Raw genomic sequence first — 23,547 nt, forward strand, 5'->3', positions numbered from 1 at the left:
CTATGAAATATATTAGATATACAATTAAAAAAACAGTGTTAGCGTTGCTTTTAACACTCCCGTTAGCGGTAAGCGCCCAAATAGTAGATGGGATAACCAGCAGCTTTAACCAATACCACAGCCAGGTTTTGCAGGAGAAAGTTTTTGTACACGTTAATAAATCCTTTTTTTTAACCGGCGAAATATTGTGGTTTAAGGTTTATACCGTTAGCGCAACTTTAAACAAGCCGGTTAATATTAGCAAAATTGCCTATGTTGAAGTGCTTGATAATAAAAACGCACCTTTATTGCAGGCCAAAATAAATTTAATTAACGGCATTGGCACCGGCTCGTTTTACATACCCATAACGGCAACAAACGGCAACTATAAATTGCGGGCCTATACCAACTTAATGAAAAACTTTAATGCCAACCTCTATTTTGAGCAGGCTATTACTATCGTTAATCCGCTAACGCCGCCGGTTGCAACAGTACGGCAAAGTGTTGCCGATAACGACATCAGGTTTTTTCCCGAAGGCGGGTATTTGGTTAACGGCTTAAAAAGCAGGGTTGCCTTTAAAGCTGTTGGCCCTAATGGCAAAGGTATTGATATAAGCGGCGTGGTGATAAACCAGCGTAACGATACCGTAGCAAAGTTTAACACCTTTAAATACGGCATGGGCCGTTTTACTTTTACACCACTGGCCAATAACAGCTACAAAGCGGTAATACGCATAGGCCAAACCAACGCATTAATTAAAGACCTGCCCGAAATTAATAAACAAGGCTATGTAATGCAATTAACCGACGCCGGAACCGACCAGTTGGCGGTTACCATTAATGCTAAACTGAGCGGTAAAGAAAACGAACCCATTTATGTTTTGGCCAATAGTGGCCAGTTTGTTAAGGTTGCCGAAACGGCTATGTTAAGCAACGGAAGTGCTAAATTGATGATAGATAAAAGCAAACTGGGCGATGGTGTATCGCACATTACTCTATTTAATAGCCAAAAAACACCGCTTTGCGAACGTTTATACTTTAAAAGGCCCAAACAATTAGTGGTAAGTGCCAGCGCCGATAGGGTAACCTACCATATGCGTAAAAAAGTTAGCGTGGATGTAAATACCAAAAATGACGCTGAAAAACCATTACCGGCAAACTTATCGGTATCGGTTTACAAGCTCGATTCGTTACAAACGGATGAACCGGCTCAAATATCAAGTTACTTGTGGCTAAAGGCCGAATTGAAAGGCAATATTGAAAATGCAGATTATTATTTAAAAAACAACAATGCAGAAGGCGACGAAGCTTTGGATAATTTGATGATGACCCAGGGCTGGAGCAGATTTAAATGGAACGATGTACTTAGCGGCCCCGCACCCGCTTTCAAATTTTCGCCCGAATACAATGGTCATTTAGTAACTGCTAAACTAACTGAGGCCGGTACTGATAAGCCTGTGCCGAGCATGATTGCCTACCTGGCAGCTACAGGTAAAAAGGTACAATTGTACAGTGCCGTATCTGACAGTACGGGCAGGCTGCTATTTAACACCAAAGACTTTTACGGGCCAAACGAATTGGTTTTACAATTGGGTATCGAAAAAGATAGTGTTTACCACCTGGATATTTTAAGCCCCTTCTCCGAGCAATACTCAACCGATACCTTGTCTAATTTCAGCCTGAACGCCAGCCTGAAACGTTCGCTCGAAAATAACAGTATCAACATGCAGACGCAAAACCTGTACTCGGGTGCCAAACTAAAACAGTACTACAGCCCCGGTGTTGATAGTATGGCTTTTTATGGCAAAGGCAAAACCTACCTGCTTGATGATTTTACCCGCTTTACAACAATGGAAGAGGTACTACGCGAATACGTGGCCGAATTAAACGTGGTAAAAACTCAAAAACGCTTTCATATTAAAGTAAAAAGCGACCAGGGTGTGTTTTTAAGCGACGACCCTTTGGTGATGCTTGACGGTGTGCCCATATTTAATATGGATAGGGTTATGGCCATTGACCCACTTAAAGTACGAAAACTGGAAGATATTGACCGCCGCTTTTATTTAGGCCCATCAACGTTTGAAGGTATATTAAACTTTACTACCTACAAAGGCGATATGGCTGGTTTTGAAATTAACCCTCATGCTGTTGTGCTTGATTATGAAGGCATGCAATTGCAAAGGGAGTTTTACTCGCCCGTGTATGATACTGATGACAAGGTAAAAAGCCGTATTCCCGATTTTAGGAATTTGCTTTACTGGTCGCCAGGCGTAATTACCGATTTAAAGGGCAATACCCAAATGTCGTTTTATACATCAGATGAACCCGGTCGTTATATTGGTATTGTACAAGGAATTACCGCCGATGGCTATACAGGCAGCAAAACCTTTATTTTTGATGTAGAAAAATAGCTTTTAAACCCCTAAGGTTAGCTCTAAATTTGTTAACACCAATAGGCACTTTAAGGTATCTATTGGTGTTTATAAAATCTTCAAACAAAACCCTAAATAATTTGCTTGGGTATTCTCAATCAACTTTAATTTGTTTTTTTGCCGTTAGCTGTTTGCCCGATTTTTTTATTTCAAGGCTCAAAACGCCGTTATGGTAACTGGCATTAATATTATCCTCTATCACATCGTCGGGTAAATTAAAAGTGCGTGTAAAGGCCGAGTACGAAAACTCCTTGCGGGTATAGTTTTCTTTATGTTCGGTTTTCTCTTCGTCGCTTTCGGCGGCAATGGTTAAAAAGCCGTTTTCGGTTATTATTTTAAAATCGTTCTTTTTAAAACCCGGCACAGCAAGTTCTACCTGGTAATGGTTTTTTGTTTCGCGCACGTTTACGGCAGGTAATAATTCGCGCTCGCGGATATGCTTATCAAAAAATCTATCCGGGCTCCAAAAATCTTCCATCATTGATTTTACTGATGGAATAGCTGTTGATTTTGTTATTGTTGACATGGCTGATACTGTTTAATTTACAATGTAAATCTCGGCACTTTGCCCACCAAACTACATGACGGTTGTCACAATTAATACTGACTTTTATCACCAACATTAAATAACAAACGCCGCTGCAAATAAATACCCGCCATTATGCCTGCACCGTTATTTTAACTTGTTAAATCTTCGGTTCCGTTACTGCTTTTATTATCGTTTACGGTTTGCATTACAATGGCATATAACTCCGCATAGTTTTCTTCCAGTTTTTTTACCAGTTGAAACTGCGCCCGCGCACGCTGAAGGTTGTGCCCGGCAAACTTTACTTTATAATAAACATCGCCATTTAAATAGTCGGTTAAAAAACGTACACCAATCATGTAAGGAAGCAACAGCACACCCTTTACCAACGAGCGGATTTCGGCAGCACCCATGTATTGCACGGTTTGGCTCAAAAAGCCTTCGGCAAATGCCTTAAAAAGCGGCATATTCAATTGTATTTTTTCAAGGTCGGCTTCATCCTCGGGTGCCCTATTGATGATGGTTCTAACGGCATCGCCAAAATCAAAAGCAGTGTAACCGGGCATAATGGTATCAAGGTCTATCACACATTGGGCAACATCATTTTCGTCTAATAAAACATTGTTAAACTTGGTATCGTTATGCGTTACCCTCAGCGGTAATTGGCCTGCTTTGCCCATGCGCTCAATCTCGGCCATGCCATCTGCATGTTGGTTGATGAATAAAATTTCGGGCTTTACATCTTTTACCCTGTTAAATTTATCCTCGCTCATGGCTTGCTCAAACTGTTTAAGCCTGAACAAAATATTATGAAAATCCGGAATAATCTCAGTCAGTTTTGATGCATCAACATCCTCAAGCATGGTTTGGAAGTTACCAAAGGCCAAACCACCCTGGTAGGCTTGCCTGGTGGTGGTTACCACATCGTAACTTTTTGTATTTTGCATAAAACGGTACATGCGCCAGTAATTGCCGTTTTCATCCTTGTGGTAAAATAAATTGTTACCGGTTTTTATTAGCGTGAGTACCTGTTTATCAATATCGGCGCCAGGTATAAGCCTGAGCTTGTTTTTGATGTGATTGGTTACGTATAAAATATTATCCGTTAAAGCCCCAACATCTTTAAAAATATGATGATTAATGCGTTGCAACAAAAAATCGGGCTCGTTTTTATCAGCATTACAAATGCGGTAAGTATCATTAATATGTCCCGAACCAAAGGGTTTTATACCTCCTATCACTCCGGTAATAGTAAAGTTATTAGCAAGTTTAATAATATTTTGATCTTTTTCTATGTCGTTTTCCATAACTATAACGCTGTTTTACCTTTAACCATACACGGCTGCTACTAAAATACAAACATCAGGGCCAATGCAAATAAATAAAATAACTTAGGGCAACAATTGTGTAGTTTTATCCCAACTGTTTTGCCAAAAAGCCGTTATATAAAATTTAACGGCCCTTAGCTTTAAAGTATTTTTGGCTTTCAATCGTTTACCCATTACATGAAACAACGCATTCCCATCATTATCTTACTCTGGCTCTTTACCGATCTGTATTTTTTTAATGCCATCCATACCCTCACCAACAACAGCAACGTATTTTTAGCTTACTGGCTGGCCGATGTTTTAATTGCCGCCGGCATTCTGTTTGCCGTTATAAGTTTGGGTGTCAAGCATTCACCTAAGCTTATTTCGTGGTTAATGGCGTTGATGCTGTTGTCATTTATTCCTAAACTTATTGGTATCCCTGTATTGTTGCTAGAAGATATAACCCGTTTGTTTCGCAGCTTTCCGCAACGTAGCGCATGGGTGAGCCAGTTAACCATTGTTGTTGCCGCCATACCGTTTTTTGGTTTGCTGTTTGGCCTAACACGTGGCAGGCACCACTACAGGGTACACCGCGAAACGCTCTATTTTACCGATTTGCCGGAGGCTTTTGATGGCTTTACCTTAACCCAGCTTTCTGATATTCACGCAGGCAGCTTTACCAGCGAAAAAGGCGTAAACAAAGGCATTGATTTGGCAAACGCCCAAAACAGCAACCTGATATTGTTTACAGGCGATTTGGTTAACGATAAGGCTTCGGAAATGGATGCGTGGATACCTGCATTTTCAAAATTAACTGCGCCTTTCGGCAAATATTCGGTATTAGGCAACCATGATTATGGCGATTATATCCGATGGGAAAGCCCCGAACATCAACAAGCCAACCTTAACCAGCTCAAACAAGTACATAGCCAAATAGGCTTTAAATTGTTATTAAACGAAGCCGTGCGCATTGAGAAAGACGGCGCATCTATCACCTTAATTGGTGTAGAAAATTGGGGCAAAGGCGGTTTCCATAAATATGGCGACCTGCTTAAAGCCACCGAAACCGTTAACGACGACCAATTTAAGATACTCATGTCGCACGATCCTTCCCACTGGGAGGCCAAAACCCTGCTCCACGAAAAACGGATCGATCTTACCCTTGCAGGCCACACGCACGGGATGCAGTTTGGTATTGAGTTATTTGGCTTTAAATGGAGCCCTATTAAATACGTTTACAAGCAATGGGCGGGTTTGTATCATAAAAAAAACCGCTACCTGTATGTTAACCGGGGCTTTGGCTTTTTAGGCTTAAAGGGCCGTGTTGGCATTTGGCCGGAGGTTGCCGTTATTACGTTAAGGCGCAAATAACTAAATTGCAGGCATGATTAGCCCTGTACTCCCCGCCTCGTCTTTTAATTTGATGAGGCAGCTCAAACTTAACAATAACCGCGAGTGGTTTGCCCAAAACAAAGAGGCTTACCAAAAGGAGTTAGCCCTGGTTGAAGGCTTTGCCCACGCTATGCTGCAAAACCTTAACACGCACGATGTTATTGAAACGCCAAGCGGCAAAAAAAGCCTTCACCGTATTTACCGCGACGTGCGTTTTTCTAAAGATAAAACACCTTTTAAAGCCAACTGGACGGGCGGCTTTCGCCGCGCCACTAAATATAGGCGCGGCGGTTATTACTACCATTTTGAACCCGGAAACAACTTTTTATTAGCTGGTTTTTGGAGCCCAAACGCGCAGGATTTAAAGTTAATTCGTGATGATATTGCCTTTAGTGCCGAGCCTTTGCGCAACATTTTAAACTCACCATCATTCGTCAAAAATTTTGGCACCTTGCAGGGCGAAACCTTAAAAACCAGCCCTAAAGGGTACGATGTTACTCATAATGCTATAGATTTACTGCGTTACAAACAATTTTTGGTTATACGGCGTTTTACCGATGAAGAAGTTTTGAGCCAACCTTTTTTTGATACCGCCTGCCAAACCTTCCGCGAAATGCGACCCTTTTTAAATTACATGAGCGAGGTACTAAGTGCCGATGTAAATGGCGTTAGCATTTAAACAATTATACAGGGTATTGCGCCGGCTAAGTTGGGCAGCACCGCCCCCGCTTTAATAGTGTAATTTAATTATTGTATTAGCCTATGCATCAAACCGTTGTTCAATACGCCTGCCTGCTTATCGTTATTTTATTTGTGGTGATGCTGGCACAAAAAATAAAGGTTGCTTACCCTATTTTATTGGTATTGGTTGGGCTACCATTGGGCTTTGTGCCCTTTTTACATGGAATTGAGATACAACCCGAACTCATTTTTGTGATTTTTTTGCCACCCCTGCTATACGAAGCCGCATGGAACACATCCTGGAAAGACTTTTGGAAATGGCGACGAGTTATTAGCAGTTTTGCCTTCCCGGTGGTAATTTTAACCTCGTGCGTAGTGGCCTTTGTGTCATCGGCGTTAATACCCGGCTTTACTTTGGCAACAGGTTTTTTATTGGGAGGCATTGTTTCGCCGCCCGATGCTGTTTCGGCCAGCGCCATTTTAAAAAACATTAAAGTACCCCAACGCTTTATTACTATTGTAGAGGGCGAAAGCCTTGCCAATGATGCATCCAGTTTGGTTGTGTTCCGTTTTGCACTGGCGGCGGTATTAACGGGCACTTTTGTTTTTACACAAGCCGCTACCGATTTTGTATTGGTAATTGCAATGGGCATTGTTATTGGCCTTGCTGTTGCGCTTATATTTTATACCCTTCACCGTTGGCTGCCAACCTCAACTAATATTGATGTAGTGCTTACCTTTGTTACACCCTACGCCATGTACATGCTTGCGGAAGAATTTCATTTTTCGGGCGTGCTGGCGGTTGTAAGTGGCGGCCTTTTCCTCTCCGCAAGGCGGCACCAGTTTTTAACACACCGAAGCCGCTTGCAGGGTGTAAACGTTTGGGAAGCCGTAGCCTTTGTATTAAACGGTTTTGTTTTTATTCTTATCGGGTTAGAGTTTCCGGTTATTGTTAAAAACCTGGGCACCAACGTTTGGCCAGCCGTTACATATAGCCTTATTATAACCGGCGTATTAATATTAACGCGTTTTGCCAGCACTTTTGGTGCCACGGCTATCACCATGGTGATGAGCAAAGTTATTACCGTAGTAGATCCAAACCCGGGCTGGAAAGCTCCCGTTTTATTGGGTTGGACGGGTATGCGGGGCGTGGTTTCGCTGGCGGCAGCGTTAAGCATACCTGTAACTTTAAGTTCGGGCAAGGCATTCCCTAATCGGGAGCTTATTCTCTTTATTACATTCGCGGTTATCATGGTTACCTTAGTATTACAGGGCCTAACCCTGCCCGCACTGGTTAAATGGGTTAACATGCCCGATCCCGACTTAACCATTACCATGGAACAACAGCGGCAACTGGTGCGCAAAAAGTTATCGCACCTCTCGCTATCCATTTTAGATGGTAATTATAAAGAGCAGACCGAAAACAACGACATGGTAAAAGCCCTCAAACTACGCTACACCGCCGATATGGATTTATTAAAAGATTGGAACAAAGACGGCAATGAGGCCCGCGCCGATGACTTTTATAAAGATTACCGCATGATTATGGCCCGGCTAATTAAAGAGCAGCGCGCCCTGTTGCAAACCCTAAACAAAAAAGAAAACATTAGCGACGAACTGGTAAAGCAACAAATGGACCTATTGGATTTAGAGGAAGAGAAACTGCGGCAACATTTTGAAGCGTGATATTAAACCGCTTATAAACAATAAGGCAAACAAAAAAGCAGCATCAGTCCCCCAAAAAGGAAGAGTATTATTTTAATTGTGTAATGGCGGATAGTCTTCAGCCACAAGATTTAAGTAAAAAAAAAGACATCAAACTTTTGATTCAAGACGTAGTACTATTAACTTAACAGTAATATCAGCAAAAAAACAAAATTTATAACCCGGCCGGTTAGCAGGTAAATTATATTTCATAAATTGAGCCTTATAATTTATGGAGCCTAAATCAGTATTTTTTTCCGTTTACTTATGGTTGCTATTTTCTTTTCTTTCGGTGGCAGCATATGCCGAAGGCAGTAAAGAGATAACCTCAAACGGCGGTAACCGGGCTTATCTGCTTTCTACAACGGTTGCCACTGCTTCGTCGCCCTTCCCCACCTTGGGCACCATGAAGGTTTACGTAAAAGCGGGCGAAAGCATTTACGCCGGTTCCAGCGCACAGGGAATAAGCACGGGCACCATGAATTTCCGCGCTCCGGATGGCACCAGCTACACCAGCGGCAACGATGCTAACATTGGCTTAATCAAAAACCGGGCGCAGGAAGCAGCGGGCCCGCTGCCCAATGCAAATGGCTATACACCTTTTATCATCAAAGTAACCGCCGCGCAAGAGGGCGTATGGGAGGTTGATTTTATTCCCGAAAATAATGGTGCAACACTAACTGGCAATCCGCCCGCAGTAGCTGCCAACGCCAACTGGACGCAGCCCATCGCACAGTACATAACCGCCTTTGATGTATCTGTACGTAATACCGCCAATACACAATTTATTAACGGGCGCGTGTTTACAAACGTATTCTCGGGCATTTTAGGCACATTTGATGTGGGCTTTAACGGCATATTTAATATTCTTACTAAAGACGGCTATCAGTACACCCTCAACAATAACGGCCAGGCAGGCAATGGTTTTGGCTTTTTTGTAAACAACAAGGGGTTTAGAAATGCAGCAGGCTTACCATCTTACCAAAGTGTTGATGGTGCCAGCGCCAACGTTAACGTGCAAGACCCGCGCGCCGCCGATACACCTACAGATATTACCCAAAAAATATTTTTTAACCCACCCGCTGCCGATTTACCTGCTACCGCAAACACGCCTGGCGGCGGCACAACATGGCTTTTAACTGCCCCGGTTTTGCCAACCGTTAGCAACGTTACCTTTACCGGCACCGAGGGCACACCCGGCAAAGCCGGTACCGGCCCTTTGGGCGGCAACTTTGCCTTTACTACCAGTGGCAACGGCAGTTATTTAATTGTTATTGATGTGAACCAAAACGGAAGTTATACCGATGCCATTGACCGTAAAATAACCGGAACAGCAAATTCGGGCATTAACCAGGTGCATTGGGACGGCTTAGATGGCTTGGGCAACAAGGTAAGCGCAGGCGGTACCACAAACTTTAACGTTAGTGTAGGCATTACCACGGTGGCGGGCGAGGTCCATTTTCCGTTTTTTGATGTGGAACGTAATGTAAACGGCCTTTTGTTATCCCGTATTAACGGCATTTATGCACCCGATGATACTTTGTATTGGGATGATACTCCCATTACCAAAGTGGGTACACCATCAAATCCTTTAAAAAACTTAACGGGTATAAGCAGCACCATCAACGGCCACAAATGGGGCACCACCACTACCGACCCTAACAACGATGCCGATTTTGGCAATAACAAAAGCATTGATACCTGGGGTTATATAGCCAGCAAACCTGTTTACAGTTCGGTTAGTTTGCAACTGCGCGAGGCCGATATGGCTGTTGATAATGTTGCCGTGGTAGCCAATTGCGCGGGCCAGCCTATTGTTTACACCGTAACCGTAAGCAATAAAGGGCCGGGCGATGTGGCGGGGGCAAAATTTAGTTTCGGTTACCCGGCTGATATTACCGGCCTAACGGTTAGCAGTGTATCAACAAGCGGCACGTCGTCAACTAATTCCGAAGTATTTACCGCCGGTAATTATACAACCGGTATTGATATGGCCAATGGCGCGATACGTACTTTTACCATAAGCGGAAAAGTTGCCTTAACTGCAAGCGGCGGTTTAGGGGTAACAGCTTCGGTTTTGCGCCCCGCCGATGTTACCGACCCTGATGCCACAAACCCCGATGCCGCAGCCCCAACCGATGCGGTAAACGAATGTAATTCGCCACCATCGGGCACGGGTTGTAATAATGTTATTGTTAATACCACGGTTATAGCCGCCGCCCCCAATGCCGGGCCCGATCAAACCATTTTTCAATACCTGCCCGCAACAATGGCCGCTATAGGCACCGGTACATGGGCGCAATTGGCAACGGATGCTAACCAGGTAACCATTACCAATAAATTGAGCAACACAACCACAATAACCGGACTTGATTATTTGGGCCTTTACCATTTTACTTATACCAACAGCAACGGTTGTGCCGATTCGGTGACGTTAAAGGTAATACGCGCCGACCTCGAAATACCTAACATCATCACACCCAATAACGACGGGAAAAACGATGTTTTCAGGATACGCGGTTTAGAAGCTTATCCGGGCACGCAATTAATTATTTTTAACCGCTGGGGCAGCGAAGTTTACCGCGCCGACGATTACCGCAACAATTGGGACGGCAGCGGCCTGGCCGAAGCAACCTATTTTTACATTTTAAATCGCCGCGATCGCGATGGTCAAATTACTCCCCTAAAGGGATGGGTGTTTTTAAAACGCAATAAATAATGAGGCACGTAAAACACTACATCCTAATTGTATCTATAGCGTTGCTGGCCCGGCACGCGCAGGCGCAGCAAACCATACAGTTTAGCCAGTATGTATTTAACGGGCTGGCACTTAACCCCGCATACGCTGGTTATAAAGATTATTTAACGCTAAACCTAAGCAGCCGCATACAATGGGTAGGCTTCCCCGGCGCGCCAAAAACCGGAACGGCATCAATAGATGGTTTGCTTAATACTACCGATAAAAATGTAGGCCTGGGCCTTATTGCCACTTTCGACCAGTTAGGGCCCGAAACAACCTCGTCTGTTTACGCCAACTATGCCTATCGTTTAAGGTTAGATGCTTTAGATACCAAACGCCTTTGTTTTGGCATTGGCCTGGGCGTAATTCAATACCGCTTAAACGGCGATGTATTTAGTGCTACCGATGCCGGCGACGCTAACATACCCGCCGGAACTCAAAGCAATTTAACTCCCGATTTTCGCCTGGGTGTGTATTACTATTCGCCGCATATTTATGCAGGGGCATCTCTTTTTAACGTTCTTTCGGGATTAAATACTAACCTGGTTGATAATATGCAATTGATTAGGCAGGTGCGCACAGCCTATTTTACAGCGGGTGCTATGCTACCTTTGTCGGATTATATCGACATCAAACCATCGGCCATGCTAAAGTCGGATTTTAAGGGGCCAGGTAATTTAGATGTTGGTGCCTACCTTGTTTTTAATAAAACGGTTTGGCTTGGCTCGTCATACCGCACCAGCGTTCCGGTATGGAGCAACAGCGATTTGCAAAGCGGCCTGAGTACCGATGATGCCGTTGCCGCCATTTTACAAATTAACGTGAACGACCATTTCCGGATAGGATATTCGTTCGATTTTACTACGAGCAAACTTGCCAGCTATCAATCAGGCTCGCACGAGCTTTCGTTGAGCATTGGTTTCCCCGGTAAAAAACAACGGGTTGTTAGTCCACGATATTTTTAGCAGCATGAAAAAAGCCAGTTTAACCGTTATACTCATCACCTTAATTATTGGCTACGCCAACGCGCAGGAACAACTCAGCGTAAAGCAACAGGCCGATATACTGTATAACCGGTTTGAGTATTTTAAAAGCCTGAGCTATTACCTAAAACTGGCCTCCGGTAATAAAAACGATGTTAAGTTATTGGAGCGCATTGCCGATTGCTACCTCAACATAAACCGCTATAACGATGCCGAAGAGTGGTACGCCAAAGTTGTAGCAAAACCCAGAGCATCCAAAACCGCACATTGCCATTACGCGGATGTTTTACTTCGCAACCAAAAGTTTGAGCTGGCCAAACAACAGTACCGACTTGCTTTGCCAAGCGACACAGCAACACTAAACCTTAAATTGGGTAACTGCGATTCGGCTGCACTTTGGATGAAACAAACAACACGTTACGCGGTAAACGCCGTAAAAGGGTTAAACAGTGCCGCTTCCGATTGGGGAGCAACTTACGCAGGCAACACCGCGCTAATTTTTACTTCCGACAGGGACGCGCAGTACCCCGAAACCGATAATCGCACCGGCAATAACTTTTTCAAGTTGTACCAAAGTGCTACGGGGAACGGCCAGGCCAAACAGATGGCATTTACCGATATGTATGGATACGAATTAGCAAACTCGTACCATTTAGGCCCAATAGCACTAAACAGCAGTGCAGATACGGCGTATATTACAGTTACTACGGAAGAGGATCTCCGCAAATTACCTATCGACCCATCTGCCCAGAAGGGCCAGCGGGTTGTTACGCGCCGTTTGCAGTTATTGGCGGCAGCTAAAAACAAAGGCAAGTGGACGGTATTTAACAGCTTTAAATACAACAAAATCCAACTATATTCTGTTGGTAATGCCTGCTTATCTTCAGATGGTAAAGTGCTTTACTTTGCCTCGGATATGCCGGGCGGCCAGGGAAAAACCGACATTTGGTATTGCGAGAAACAGCGCGACGGATCGTGGGGCACACCAACCAATTGCGGTAAAACCATCAATACAAACGAGGAAGACAATTTTCCGTTTGTTGCAGCCAACGGAACGCTTTATTATGCCAGCAAAGGCTTGCCGGGCATGGGCGGTTATGATATTTACAGTGCTACAGGCGCAAAAAACCAGTGGAGCACTCCGCAAAATTTAAAGTACCCCATCAACTCCACCAGTGATGATTTTTACTGTATAACCCGTGATGGTTTAAGTGGATACCTTTCATCAAACCGCGAGGGTGGCCAGGGTAACGACGATATTTACAGCTTTACCGCTATAGCAGATACGCTGCCTGCAAAGCCAATACTGGCGGTTACACCACCGCCAATAGCACCTGCGCCTCCACAGGAGGGCTTTGTACTGCAAACCATTTATTATGATTTGGATAAGGCAACCATAAGGCCGGATGCCGCTATGAAGCTCAATCAGCTTGTTGCTATTTTAACGCAACACCCCAACATCAAAATTGAGCTGGCATCGTATACCGATTCGCGCGCCTCATACAGCTACAACCAGGCCCTCTCCGAGCGGCGTGCCAAAGCCGCCTTATACTACCTTTCGCAACATGGCATTTTAGCAAACCGCATAAAAACAAGCGCTTACGGCAAAACACATTTGGTAAATAATTGCGCCATACCGGCCCAATGCACCGAGGCCGAGCATCAACTAAACCGCCGTACCGAATTTAAAGTAGCCGGGCAATAACCATTTTTCATCCCGGGTTCGCCAAATAAAAAAAAGGGGCAACGCTGGTTAGGCGTGCCCCTTTCTTATCACTCACAAAAAACATCATGATGTTTAACAAACACACAGCATAATGAGTATCTTATTAGTATTCAATATTGTTTAGTTAAGGGACGACCCCATCGGGGTCACAGGTCGGTAGCAAAACGAATTAAATAAAAATTTGTGCCGTAGGTACAACACCTGTATAAGTGGCATACCTAAGGCATGCAAACATGCATTTATTAATTGACTACCGACCTTTTGCACCGATGGTGCATTCTTAAATAGCTTAACTAAACTACATTGATTGATAAATCCTCGTTGGTGGTTTATCTTAAAACAACTAATACTTGAATAAAAAGTTAAGCAACCATCAATCAATTTACGGTAAAAGCAGCCGTTAACTTTTTATCGGTAGAACTGCTACCAACAAAAACCTGATAGGTTCCGGGGTAAAGTTTCCAGCTATGCTTTTTCAAGTCCCACTTTTGCAGGTCCTTTAAAGCCACCCTTAAATTAACTGCCGATTGCGAACCTTTTAATATGCTTACCCGCTTAAATGCCTTTAATTCTTTTAATGGCATCCGCTCGGCATTGGGGTATTCAATGTAGGCCTGCACCACTTCGTCGGCATCCAAATTACCTACGTTTTTTACGTTAAGTTGCAAGTTTATTACATCGTTTAAGCTGTAGGTGGCTGCGGGTTTTTCAATCCAGTTGTAAGCAAATTGAGTATAACTCAAGCCAAAGCCAAAGGGGTATTCTACAGCACCGTTAAAGTACCGGTAGGTGCGGTTTTTCATGGCATAGCTTTTAAAATCGGGCAGGTCGTTAACCGATTTATAAAACGTAAGCGGCAAATGGCCCGACGGCGAAACCTCCCCAAATAGCAAATCGGCAAATGCGTTACCTGCTTGCTGGCCGGGGTACCAGGCCAATATAATAGCATCGGCATAAGGTTCAATAGCAGCAATATCAACCGCGCTGCCTGCGGTAACTACTGCAATAATAGGCTTATTGGGTACACCTTTGCGCAGTGCCTTCATAAAGGCAATATTACCGGCGGGCAAACTCAAGCTAGCCTTATCGCCCACCGTTGGCGATAAAAAGGCATCACCGGCCTCGCCTTCCATAACAGGCGTTAGGCCAATAACGGCTATAGCAACATCGCTATTACCTGCGGCCCATATCCCACCAAAATGTGTGGTATCGGTATAGCTGCAACCTAAATCGTACTCAACGCGGGTACCTAAACCAACGGCAGCCGTTACACCTTCAACAAAATCAACCATTTGGCTGTTAACACCGTGGTAGCTACCAACCATGGCATCCATAGATGTGGCGTTGCTGCCCAATACAGTAATACTACTGTAATTGCCTTTTTTTAAGGGTAAAATATTATTGCTGTTTTTTAGCAATACCATGCTTTGCTGCGCCGCCCTGCGCGATAATGCAACATGGGCTGCGTTACTAATGCTATCGGCACCATAGGTGGCGTAGGGGCTTTTTGCGGCATCATCAAAAAAACCAAGTTTAAACTGCGTGCGCAACAAACGGGTAAGCGCCGCATTAATTTCCGCCTCGGTAACCAGGTTTTGTTTTACGGCCTGTAACAAATCATTCTGAAGAATGCTCGAACAATCTAAACTCACGCCAGCCTTAATGGCGGCAGCAGCTACCTCCACGCCCGATGGCATAACCTTGTGGGTTAAAAAAACATCATCAAGCGCACCACAATCGGTAACTACGTGTCCTTTAAAACCCCACTCGTTCATCAGTATATTTTTAAGGTACGATGTACTTACAGAATTTGGTTCGTTGTTTACGCGGTTATAGGCCGTCATTACGGATTCAACTCCGTTATCAACCAATGCCTTAAATGCTGGCAGATAGGTTTCGCGCAGGTCTTTTTCATCCACAATGGCATCAAACGAATCGCGCACAGCTTCGGGGCCGCTATGGGCTACAAAATGTTTGGCTGTGGCCGATGTTTTTAAATGGTTAACATCATTGCCCTGCATACCTTTAACATAGGCTACGCCCATATTAGCCGTTAAAAAAGGGTCTTCGCCGTAGGTTTCCTGGCCACGGCCCCAGCGCGGGTCGCGGAAAATATTAATATTGGGCGACCAAAATGTGAGGCCCATATACTGCAAATGCTTGTTTTGTTGTGATGTGAGGTTATACTTAGCCCTCGCTTCGGTGGATATGGCTGTAGCTACCTGCTGCAATAACGCCGGGTTAAAGGTAGCAGCCATGCCAATAGCCTGCGGAAAAATAGTTGCCTGCCCGGCGCGCGCTACACCATGCAAACCCTCGTTCCACCAGTTATAGGCAGGTATGCCCAGCCGTGGAACCGCTTCCGCGCGGTAACCTAAAAGCGATACCTTTTCGGCCAGGGTTAGCTGGCTTATTAAATTTTTAATCCTGCTTTCTATAGGTTGCCCGGCATCTTTGTAGCTTTCGGAATTTTGCGCATGCGCATTAACCGTTAACAGCAGCAGGGCACTGTATGTTATTAACCTTAAAATTATTTTAGTTTTAATTGGGTAATGGATGGGTGCCATGCTTATAATTTAATTAAATGCTGATAATAGTTTCAAAACAACCAATTGCTTCTATTTGTATGAGCTAAACTATTAAAAACTTTTTAAAAAATTTATAAAGTTTTTTAAATTCTTGTTTTTAATTGCTAAATATGTACTATAATTTAATTGATAATGGTGAAGGATGATATTACTACGCTGGTAAATTACAGCGAAATAGTAAAGTATTTATATTATAACAAAGTTGCCTCTAACACAGATATTAGTTCGTATATCCACAAAAGCATTCCCAATACCTTAAAAGTTTTAAACGAACTGATTAAGGACGGCTATGTTAAAGAGAATGGTTTAGGCATTTCAAGCGGTGGGCGCAAGCCCCTCACCTACTCGTTAATACCCAACGAGTTATTTATTTTATCGGTAGCCATGGATCAGTTTGCTACGCAAATGGTTATTGTTGATATTAACAACACGTTTGTAACCCCGGTAGGTTATTATAAGTTTGACCTATACCGCCAAACCGAAGGTATTGATACCCTAACCAATTATATTAATAAATTTATTGAAAACTCGGGCATAGCCCGCAATAAAATACTTGGCTTGGGTATTTCTATGCCGGGCTTCATTGATGTTGAAAAAGGCATCAACCACAGTTACCTGCGCTTAACCGACGATACTTTAGTAAGCCATCTGGAAAAAAGCACGCTGCTGCCCGTTTTTATTGATAACGATAGCACTGCAATTGCCCTGGCCGAGCAAAAATTTGGCATTGCTGCCGATAAAAAAAATGTAATGGTTATTAACCTGGGCTGGGGAATTGGCCTCGGTATGATTTTAAATGGCGAAATTTTTAGGGGCCATAACGGTTTAGCGGGCGAGTTTAGCCATATCCCCTTGTTTAAGAATGGCAAATTGTGTACCTGCGGCAAACACGGCTGTTTAGAAACCGAAGCTTCGTTTATAGCAGTTGCAGCAAAAGCAACCGAGGGTATTAAGCAAGGTTTTGCAAGCAGTTTGGCGGGTTACGATGTTATTGATGCCGATGCAATTATAAAGGAAGCCATTAAGGGCGACATTTTTTCGGTAAAGTTATTATCCGAAGCTGCCTACCTGGTAGGGCAGGGCCTGGCAATCCTTATCCATTTAATGAACCCTGCGGCTATAGTTTTGAGCGGGAAAGGCAGCATTGTTGGCAAATTATGGATGGCACCAATACAACAAGCCATTAACGAGCACTGCATACCCAAACTTACAGATCAAACCGCGCTGCTTATTTCAAACCTCAACTCAAAGGCCCAGTTAATTGGCAGCGCAGCCCTGGTGGTTGAAAGCCTGGGCAAGCTTTTTCAAAGTAAGCTTACGGCAATTCATAATCAGCAAACAGCCTTAGAGAGTTCATATTAAAATGAGAAACTTTAATTAACTATCAAAAAAAAGAATTAAATATCGGTAATGACTAAAATAAAACTATTCAAAAAAAGGTTCTTATCCATTATACTAACTGTGCTTTTAGTCGCAGCCATTAGCGAGGGCTTTGCCCAAAATAGCCACGAACTAAACAACGGTTGGAAATGCGAAAAGAAAGGCAACGTTACTGCCGACGGAAACCAAATATCGAAAATTGATTTCCTCGTTAATTCATGGATAAAAGCCACCGTACCCGGAACAGTTTTAACTACCTTACTGGATAACCAACAAATTGCCGACCCTTTTTGGGGCATGAACAACGCCCACATTAAAGATATTTTCAATACCGGCCGCGATTATTACACCTACTGGTTTGTAAACGATTTTAACCACAATTTACCTACCGGCGATGAGCAGGTATACCTTAATTTGCGAGGTGTAAATTACAGCTGCGAGGTTTATTTAAACGGTAAAAAGTTAAATAATAAAACGCATTATGGCATGTTTTTGCGCCAATGCTATAACATTACGGCTTTCATTAACAAAACGGGTAAAAACCGTTTAGCTGTATTAGTTTATCCGCCAAACCCCGTTGGCGACCCCAATGGCGGCCAGGGCGGCGACGGGCAAATTGCCAAAAACGTGGGTCTGCAATATACCGCCGGGTGGGACTGGATACAACCCATGCGCGACCGAAATACGGGTATTTGGGATAAAGTTAATATCGACAATACAGGAGCCATAAAAATTTCGGACACGCATGTGGTTACATTGGTTCCGGGTGTGCGGCAGGTTGAGGGCAAGCAAGCACCCGCAATTATAAAGGTAACCACCACGGTAACAAACCCTACCAATAAAATGGTGCAGGGTGTTTTGCAATATACTTTAAACGGCCAAACCGTATCGCAAAACGTAGCTGTAAAACCACACACAGCGTTAGATGTTAAACTGAACGATTTTATTTTAAACAACCCTAAACTTTGGTGGCCAAATGGCTATGGCACAACTTATTTGTATAAAAGCACAATTAGGTTTTTAACAGGCGCGAGCCGGGTTTCCGACATGAAAGTTATTGATATTGGCGTGCGCGAACTGCAAACCAGTTGGAACAGCCAAACGCAAAGCAGACAAATTGAGGTTAACGGTCAAAAAATATTTATTAAAGGCGGCAACTGGATTATCTCGGATGCGATGCTGCGCTTTAGCGATGCCCGTTACGATGCCGAGATACGCTTTCACCGCGATATGAACCTCAATACCATACGGGTTTGGGGTGGCGCATTAGTGGAGCGCCCTGAGTTTTATGATACCTGTGATAAATACGGAATGCTGGTTTTTCAGGATTTCTGGATCTCGGGCGATGCCAACGGGAGATGGGTTGACCCCATGAAAAAAGACGACCAGTGGACCCGTAGAAAATACCCCGACGACCATCAACTGTATATTGCTTCGGTTGCAGACCAGGTAAAGCTGGTGCGTAACCACCCATCGTTGGCTATTTGGTGCGGCGGAAACGAGATAACCCCTCCCGAAGATATTTTATTGGCCGTTCGCGATTCTATCCTACCCAAACTGGATAACACGCGATGGTTTGTTGAGTACTCTAATTCGGATAAGATGTCGTTAAATACCATGGGTGGTAACGGCGACGGCCCTTATACCATTCAAGCCGATTCGTCTTTCTGGAAAGTGCGCACCTACCCTTTCAACTCCGAAATTGGTTCGGTTGGCCTTAACGATTACGAATCCTTAAAACGGTTTATTCCGGCTCAAAACCTGGTGATGCCAAATTTTTCTGCGGCGAGCAAAACAACACAAATTGATTCTGTTTGGGATTACCACAAGTATATTGGTTACGATGCCTCGGTTGATGCCTACGGCAAACCAACCGATACTAAAGATTTTGCTGCCAAAGCGCAGTTGGTAAACTACAACCAGTACCGTGCCCTTGCCGAAGGCTTTAGCAACCACATGTGGGATTGGTACACCGGTTTTATAATATGGAAAACACAAAACCCATGGACTGCCATGCGCGGCCAAATGTATGATTACTACCTGGACCCTAATGCCTGCCTTTACGGCTTAAAAAACGGTGCAGAACCTTTGCATGTAATGTACAACCCTTTAAACGGCATGGTTACCATAGTTAACAACACGTTTGAAACCAAACGCGATTTAATGCTGGTGATAAAAACCATTGACATAAACGGAAAAGAGAACGTAATAACACAGGTTTTTGAAGAAATACAACCATCATCGGCCAAAGGTTACGCGCCTATAAAAAAAGCCATTGCAGATATTGCACAAAACGAAGGCACATTTTTATCGCTACAGCTATTAAATGTACAGCAAAAGGTGGTAAGCAATAACCTTTATTGGCTACCCAATGCTGCCGGTGTTTACTCGGGTTTGCAAAAAATGGCACCTTCACAGCTTAATGTAAAAGCCACGCAAGTATCGGCGGGTAAAATACAGGTTACTTTAACCAACCCGACCAATGCTCCGGTTGCGTTTTTCAACCGCTTATCGTTGGTTGATGCGCAAACCAATAACCGCCTGCTACCCGTGTTTTATAGTGATAATTACATCTCGGTTTTACCCGGCGCAAACCAGGTAATTATGATGGATTATGACGCGAGAAAATACAAAAACCTGCCGTTGGTGAGCATAAGCGGCTGGAACTTTAACGAAAAAACATTCAATATCAAATAACATATAAACACCCCAGAGCAACAACAAAACTATGGCAAGGTTAAATTTATTAGAAGAAACGCGTTACGAAAAGCTGCCTGTAACCGTATTCCCGACGGCAAATTCAGCGTCGATAAGTGTAGCGAGACGAATTGCGGATATCATTAAATCTAAAAGCGACGGTGAAAAAACCGTTTTAGGTTTAGCAACCGGGGCAACACCGGTAAAAGTATATGCCGAACTGGTGCGTTTACACCGCGAAGAAGGTTTGAGTTTTAAAAACGTAATAACCTTTAACCTGGACGAGTATTACCCCATGAAACCCTTAGCCGCCCAAAGCTATGTGGCTTTTATGAAGGAGAATTTATTTGACCATGTTGATATTGAATGGAAAAACATCAATATACCCGACGGAACGCTTGACGCGGATTACCTGCAAGCTTACTGCTACGAATACGAACAAAAAATAACCCGCCTTGGCGGCCTTGATTTGCAAATACTCGGCATTGGTCGCACCGGGCACATCGGTTTTAACGAACCAGGCTCGGCACCAAATTCGGGCACCCGTTTAGTTACGCTTGACGACTTAACGCGCCGTGATGCATCGCACGATTTTGGTGGTAAAGAAAACGTACCTGTAAAGGCCATTACAATGGGTATTGGCACCATATTTAAGGCCAAAGAAATTATATTGATGGCCTGGAGCCAAAAAAAGGCCTCCATCATCAAAAAAGCGGTAGAAGGCGAAATATCTTCGGATGTGCCTGCTACATACCTGCAACTATCAGATAATGTAGAATTTATATTAGACGAGGGTGCAGCATCATCCCTAACCAGGTTTGATACACCATGGCTGGTAAAAGATTGCGTGTGGAAGGATTTGCTGATTAAAAAAGCGGTAATATGGCTCGCTACGGCACTTAACAAACCCGTGCTTAAACTAACCGAAGAAGATTACAACAACCACGGCATGGCCCAGCTTGCCACCGAAAAAGGGCCGGTTTACAACATTAACATCAACATTTTCAACAAAGTACAACATACCATTACCGGCTGGCCCGGTGGCAAACCCGATGCCGACGACAGCCAACGGCCAGAGCGCGCTAATCCCGCCAAAAAGCGGTCGGTTATTTTTTCGCCACACCCTGATGACGATGTGATCTCGATGGGCGGAACATTTATCCGCCTGGTAGACCAAGGTCATGAGGTACATGTAGCCTACCAAACATCGGGCAATACCGCCGTTTGGGATGATGATGCTTTGCGGTACGTGGAGTTTGCCATTGATTTTGCCGAGAGCCAGGGCCAGGATAACACAAAACTAAAAACCTTGTATCAGAGTATGAGGCAGTTTTTAACTGCCAAACAGCCTAATCAGGCCGACACGCCGGAAATTAAAACCGTAAAGGGGCTCATCCGCAAGGGCGAGGCAATAGCCGGGGCACGTTTTGCCGGTTTACCCGATAACCAGATACATTTACAGGATCTTCCTTTTTACGATCGCTTAAAAGTGAGTAAAAATGTGGATTTTGAGGATGATATTGTGCAAACCATGCAATTGCTTAACGAGATAAAACCTCACCAGATATTTACAGCGGGCGATTTTGCCGACCCAAACGGCACCCATAAAGTTTGTTTTGACATTATCATCAATGCCTTTAAAAGGTTGCAGCATGAGGCATGGACAAAAGACTGCTGGATATGGTTATACCGGGGAGCATGGCAAGAGTTTGAAACACACGAAATTGAAATGGCCGTACCATTATCGCCACAAGAAGTGCTGCGTAAACGTTTGGCCATTTTTAAACACCAGTCGCAAAAAGATTTGCCCGTATTCCCCGGTGATGATGCGCGAGAGTTTTGGGTTAGAGCCGAAGACCGTACCCGCGAAACAGCCTGCGCCTACGACCGTTTAGGTTTAGCCGAATATGAAGCGATGGAAGCTTTTGTACGCTATAAAATAGATTAAATTAGCGGTGTAATTTATAACCGCAAACCAATATAGAGTATGAAAAGAAGTGTTTTTCTGCAAAAGGCAGGTTTACTGTCTGCTGGATTATTGTTTCGCCAAAATTTATTTGCGTCGGGTGTGGAGTTTAATAGTTTAAGGCCTGCACCTGGCAAACGTAATTTTAGCAGTAGCAGCGTTGATGCCGCCATTGAGCAATTTAAGGCCAAAGTAAACGACAAAGAGTTGGCCTGGCTTTTCGAAAACTGCTTCCCTAACACGCTCGATACAACGGTTTTTTATACCGAAGATAACGGCAAACCCGATACTTATGTAATTACAGGCGATATTGATGCCATGTGGCTGCGCGATAGTTCGGCGCAGGTTTGGCCTTATCTTACGTTTTTACAGAAGGACGAAAAATTAAAAAAAATGGTTGCCGGTCTTATCCACAGGCAGGCAAATTGCGTATTGAAAGACCCATTTGCTAACGCCTTTTATAAAGATGCCACCAAGGTTAGCGAATGGAAAAGCGATAACACGGATATGAAACCCGGCATCCATGAGCGGAAATGGGAAATTGACTCGTTATGTTACCCTATCAGGCTGGCTTATAACTATTGGAAAAAAACCGGCGACACCTCCCCTTTTGATGCTAACTGGAAAAGTGCCATTGAGCTAACCTTAAAAACGTTTACCGAGCAACAGCGTAAAAGCAATAACGGCAGCTACCACTTTCAGCGCGAAACTTCAAAGCCTACCGATACCTTACCTATGGATGGTTATGGCTTCCCCGTAAAACCAACGGGGCTCATTTGCTCCAGCTTCCGCCCCAGCGATGATGCTACTACGTATTCGTTTTTAATACCATCTAACTTTTTTGCATTAGTAAGCCTCAAACAAGCTGCCGAAATGGTAAAAGCCATTCATCACGACCAGCCCCTTGCCGACAACTTAAATGCCCTTGCCGCCGAAGTTGATAAAGCGTTAAAGGATAACGCCATTGTTAACCACCCCAAATTTGGCAAAATTTATGCCTTTGAAATTGATGGTTTCGGCAACATCAACATGATGGACGATGCCAACGTCCCTGGTTTGCTTTCGCTGCCCTACTTAGGCTCGGTAGCAGTTAACGATGCCGTTTATCAAAATACGCGCAAATTTGTACTGTCGGATAGTAATCCGTTTTATTACAAGGGCAAGGCCGCAGCAGGTGTTGGCGGCCCACATGTTGGCAAAGCCGATATGATATGGCCCCTGAGCATTATCAGTCGTGGTTTAACCAGCCAGAGCGACGATGAAATTAAGCTATGCATCAGCATGTTAAAAAACACCCACGCAGGTAAAGGCTTTATGCACGAATCCTTTAATAAAGATAACCCATCGTTATACACCCGTAGCTGGTTTGCCTGGGCAAACACCATTTTCGGCGAGTTTTTATGGAAGGTTTATCAAGAAAAACCCTATCTGTTAAATGCCTGA

Annotated in this window: 13 protein-coding genes and 1 pseudogene; 11 read left to right on the forward strand and 3 right to left on the reverse strand. The window is 44.0% G+C overall.

From position 1 onward, the window contains the following. Positions 1-2 precede the first annotated feature (2 nt). Positions 3-2,390 carry a hypothetical protein gene (locus BDD43_RS23205; RefSeq protein ID WP_121200205.1) on the forward strand — a complete coding sequence of 796 codons (2,388 nt, stop codon included), beginning with the start codon at positions 3-5 and terminating at the stop codon, positions 2,388-2,390. A 115-nt stretch (positions 2,391-2,505) separates the two neighbouring features. Here the strand turns inward: BDD43_RS23205 and BDD43_RS23210 are convergent, their stop codons facing one another. Then, complete coding sequence (locus BDD43_RS23210; RefSeq protein WP_121200207.1) at positions 2,506-2,937, reverse strand: Hsp20/alpha crystallin family protein; 432 nt, start codon at positions 2,935-2,937, stop codon at positions 2,506-2,508. Positions 2,938-3,089: 152 nt separating this feature from the next. Further along, positions 3,090-4,244, reverse strand: coding sequence for a phosphotransferase enzyme family protein (locus tag BDD43_RS23215; protein ID WP_121200209.1), 1,155 nt, complete (start codon positions 4,242-4,244; stop codon positions 3,090-3,092). A 198-nt stretch (positions 4,245-4,442) separates the two neighbouring features. On the opposite strand from BDD43_RS23215, the gene BDD43_RS23220 reads away from it, so the two are divergent. The 6 genes from BDD43_RS23220 (at position 4,443) to BDD43_RS23245 (ending at position 13,452) form a co-directional block, all read left to right on the forward strand. Beyond that, positions 4,443-5,618, forward strand: coding sequence for a metallophosphoesterase (locus tag BDD43_RS23220; RefSeq protein ID WP_121200211.1), 1,176 nt, complete (start codon positions 4,443-4,445; stop codon positions 5,616-5,618). A gap of 13 nt (positions 5,619-5,631) precedes the next feature. Beyond that, entirely contained in the window at positions 5,632-6,318 is a 687-nt protein-coding gene (locus BDD43_RS23225; protein ID WP_121200213.1) for a DUF2461 domain-containing protein, read from the forward strand. 83 nt (positions 6,319-6,401) lie between these two features. Continuing rightward, entirely contained in the window at positions 6,402-8,006 is a 1,605-nt protein-coding gene (locus BDD43_RS23230; RefSeq protein ID WP_121200215.1) for a Na+/H+ antiporter, read from the forward strand. Between the two features lie 250 nt (positions 8,007-8,256). Then, the gene (locus BDD43_RS23235) at positions 8,257-10,743 is read left to right on the forward strand and encodes a T9SS type B sorting domain-containing protein (RefSeq protein WP_121200217.1); all 2,487 of its coding nucleotides are present in this window, start codon (positions 8,257-8,259) and stop codon (positions 10,741-10,743) included. Further along, complete coding sequence (locus BDD43_RS23240) at positions 10,743-11,729, forward strand: PorP/SprF family type IX secretion system membrane protein (RefSeq protein ID WP_121200219.1); 987 nt, start codon at positions 10,743-10,745, stop codon at positions 11,727-11,729. The genes BDD43_RS23235 and BDD43_RS23240 overlap by 1 nt, the downstream gene beginning before the upstream one ends. Positions 11,730-11,733: 4 nt before the next feature. Continuing rightward, the gene (locus tag BDD43_RS23245; RefSeq protein WP_121200221.1) at positions 11,734-13,452 is read left to right on the forward strand and encodes an OmpA family protein; all 1,719 of its coding nucleotides are present in this window, start codon (positions 11,734-11,736) and stop codon (positions 13,450-13,452) included. A gap of 398 nt (positions 13,453-13,850) precedes the next feature. Here the strand turns inward: BDD43_RS23245 and BDD43_RS23250 are convergent, their stop codons facing one another. Then, complete coding sequence (locus tag BDD43_RS23250; protein ID WP_121200223.1) at positions 13,851-16,040, reverse strand: glycoside hydrolase family 3 N-terminal domain-containing protein; 2,190 nt, start codon at positions 16,038-16,040, stop codon at positions 13,851-13,853. 153 nt (positions 16,041-16,193) lie between these two features. Between BDD43_RS23250 and BDD43_RS23255 the strand changes: the two genes are divergently transcribed. From BDD43_RS23255 to BDD43_RS23270, 4 genes and pseudogenes are all read left to right on the forward strand, one after another. Continuing rightward, positions 16,194-17,423 (forward strand): ROK family protein, encoded by a 1,230-nt coding sequence (locus BDD43_RS23255; RefSeq protein ID WP_121200225.1) that lies wholly within the window; start codon positions 16,194-16,196, stop codon positions 17,421-17,423. A gap of 48 nt (positions 17,424-17,471) precedes the next feature. After that, entirely contained in the window at positions 17,472-20,138 is a 2,667-nt protein-coding gene (locus tag BDD43_RS23260; protein ID WP_121200227.1) for a glycoside hydrolase family 2 protein, read from the forward strand. A gap of 28 nt (positions 20,139-20,166) precedes the next feature. Then, positions 20,167-22,086 (forward strand): annotated as a pseudogene (gene nagB / locus BDD43_RS23265) (glucosamine-6-phosphate deaminase); the annotation flags it as partial. Positions 22,087-22,125: 39 nt separating this feature from the next. Next, entirely contained in the window at positions 22,126-23,547 is a 1,422-nt protein-coding gene (locus BDD43_RS23270) for a glycoside hydrolase family 125 protein (RefSeq protein ID WP_121200231.1), read from the forward strand.

This window comes from Mucilaginibacter gracilis, from assembly GCF_003633615.1.
Classification (GTDB): Bacteria; Bacteroidota; Bacteroidia; order Sphingobacteriales; family Sphingobacteriaceae; genus Mucilaginibacter; species Mucilaginibacter gracilis.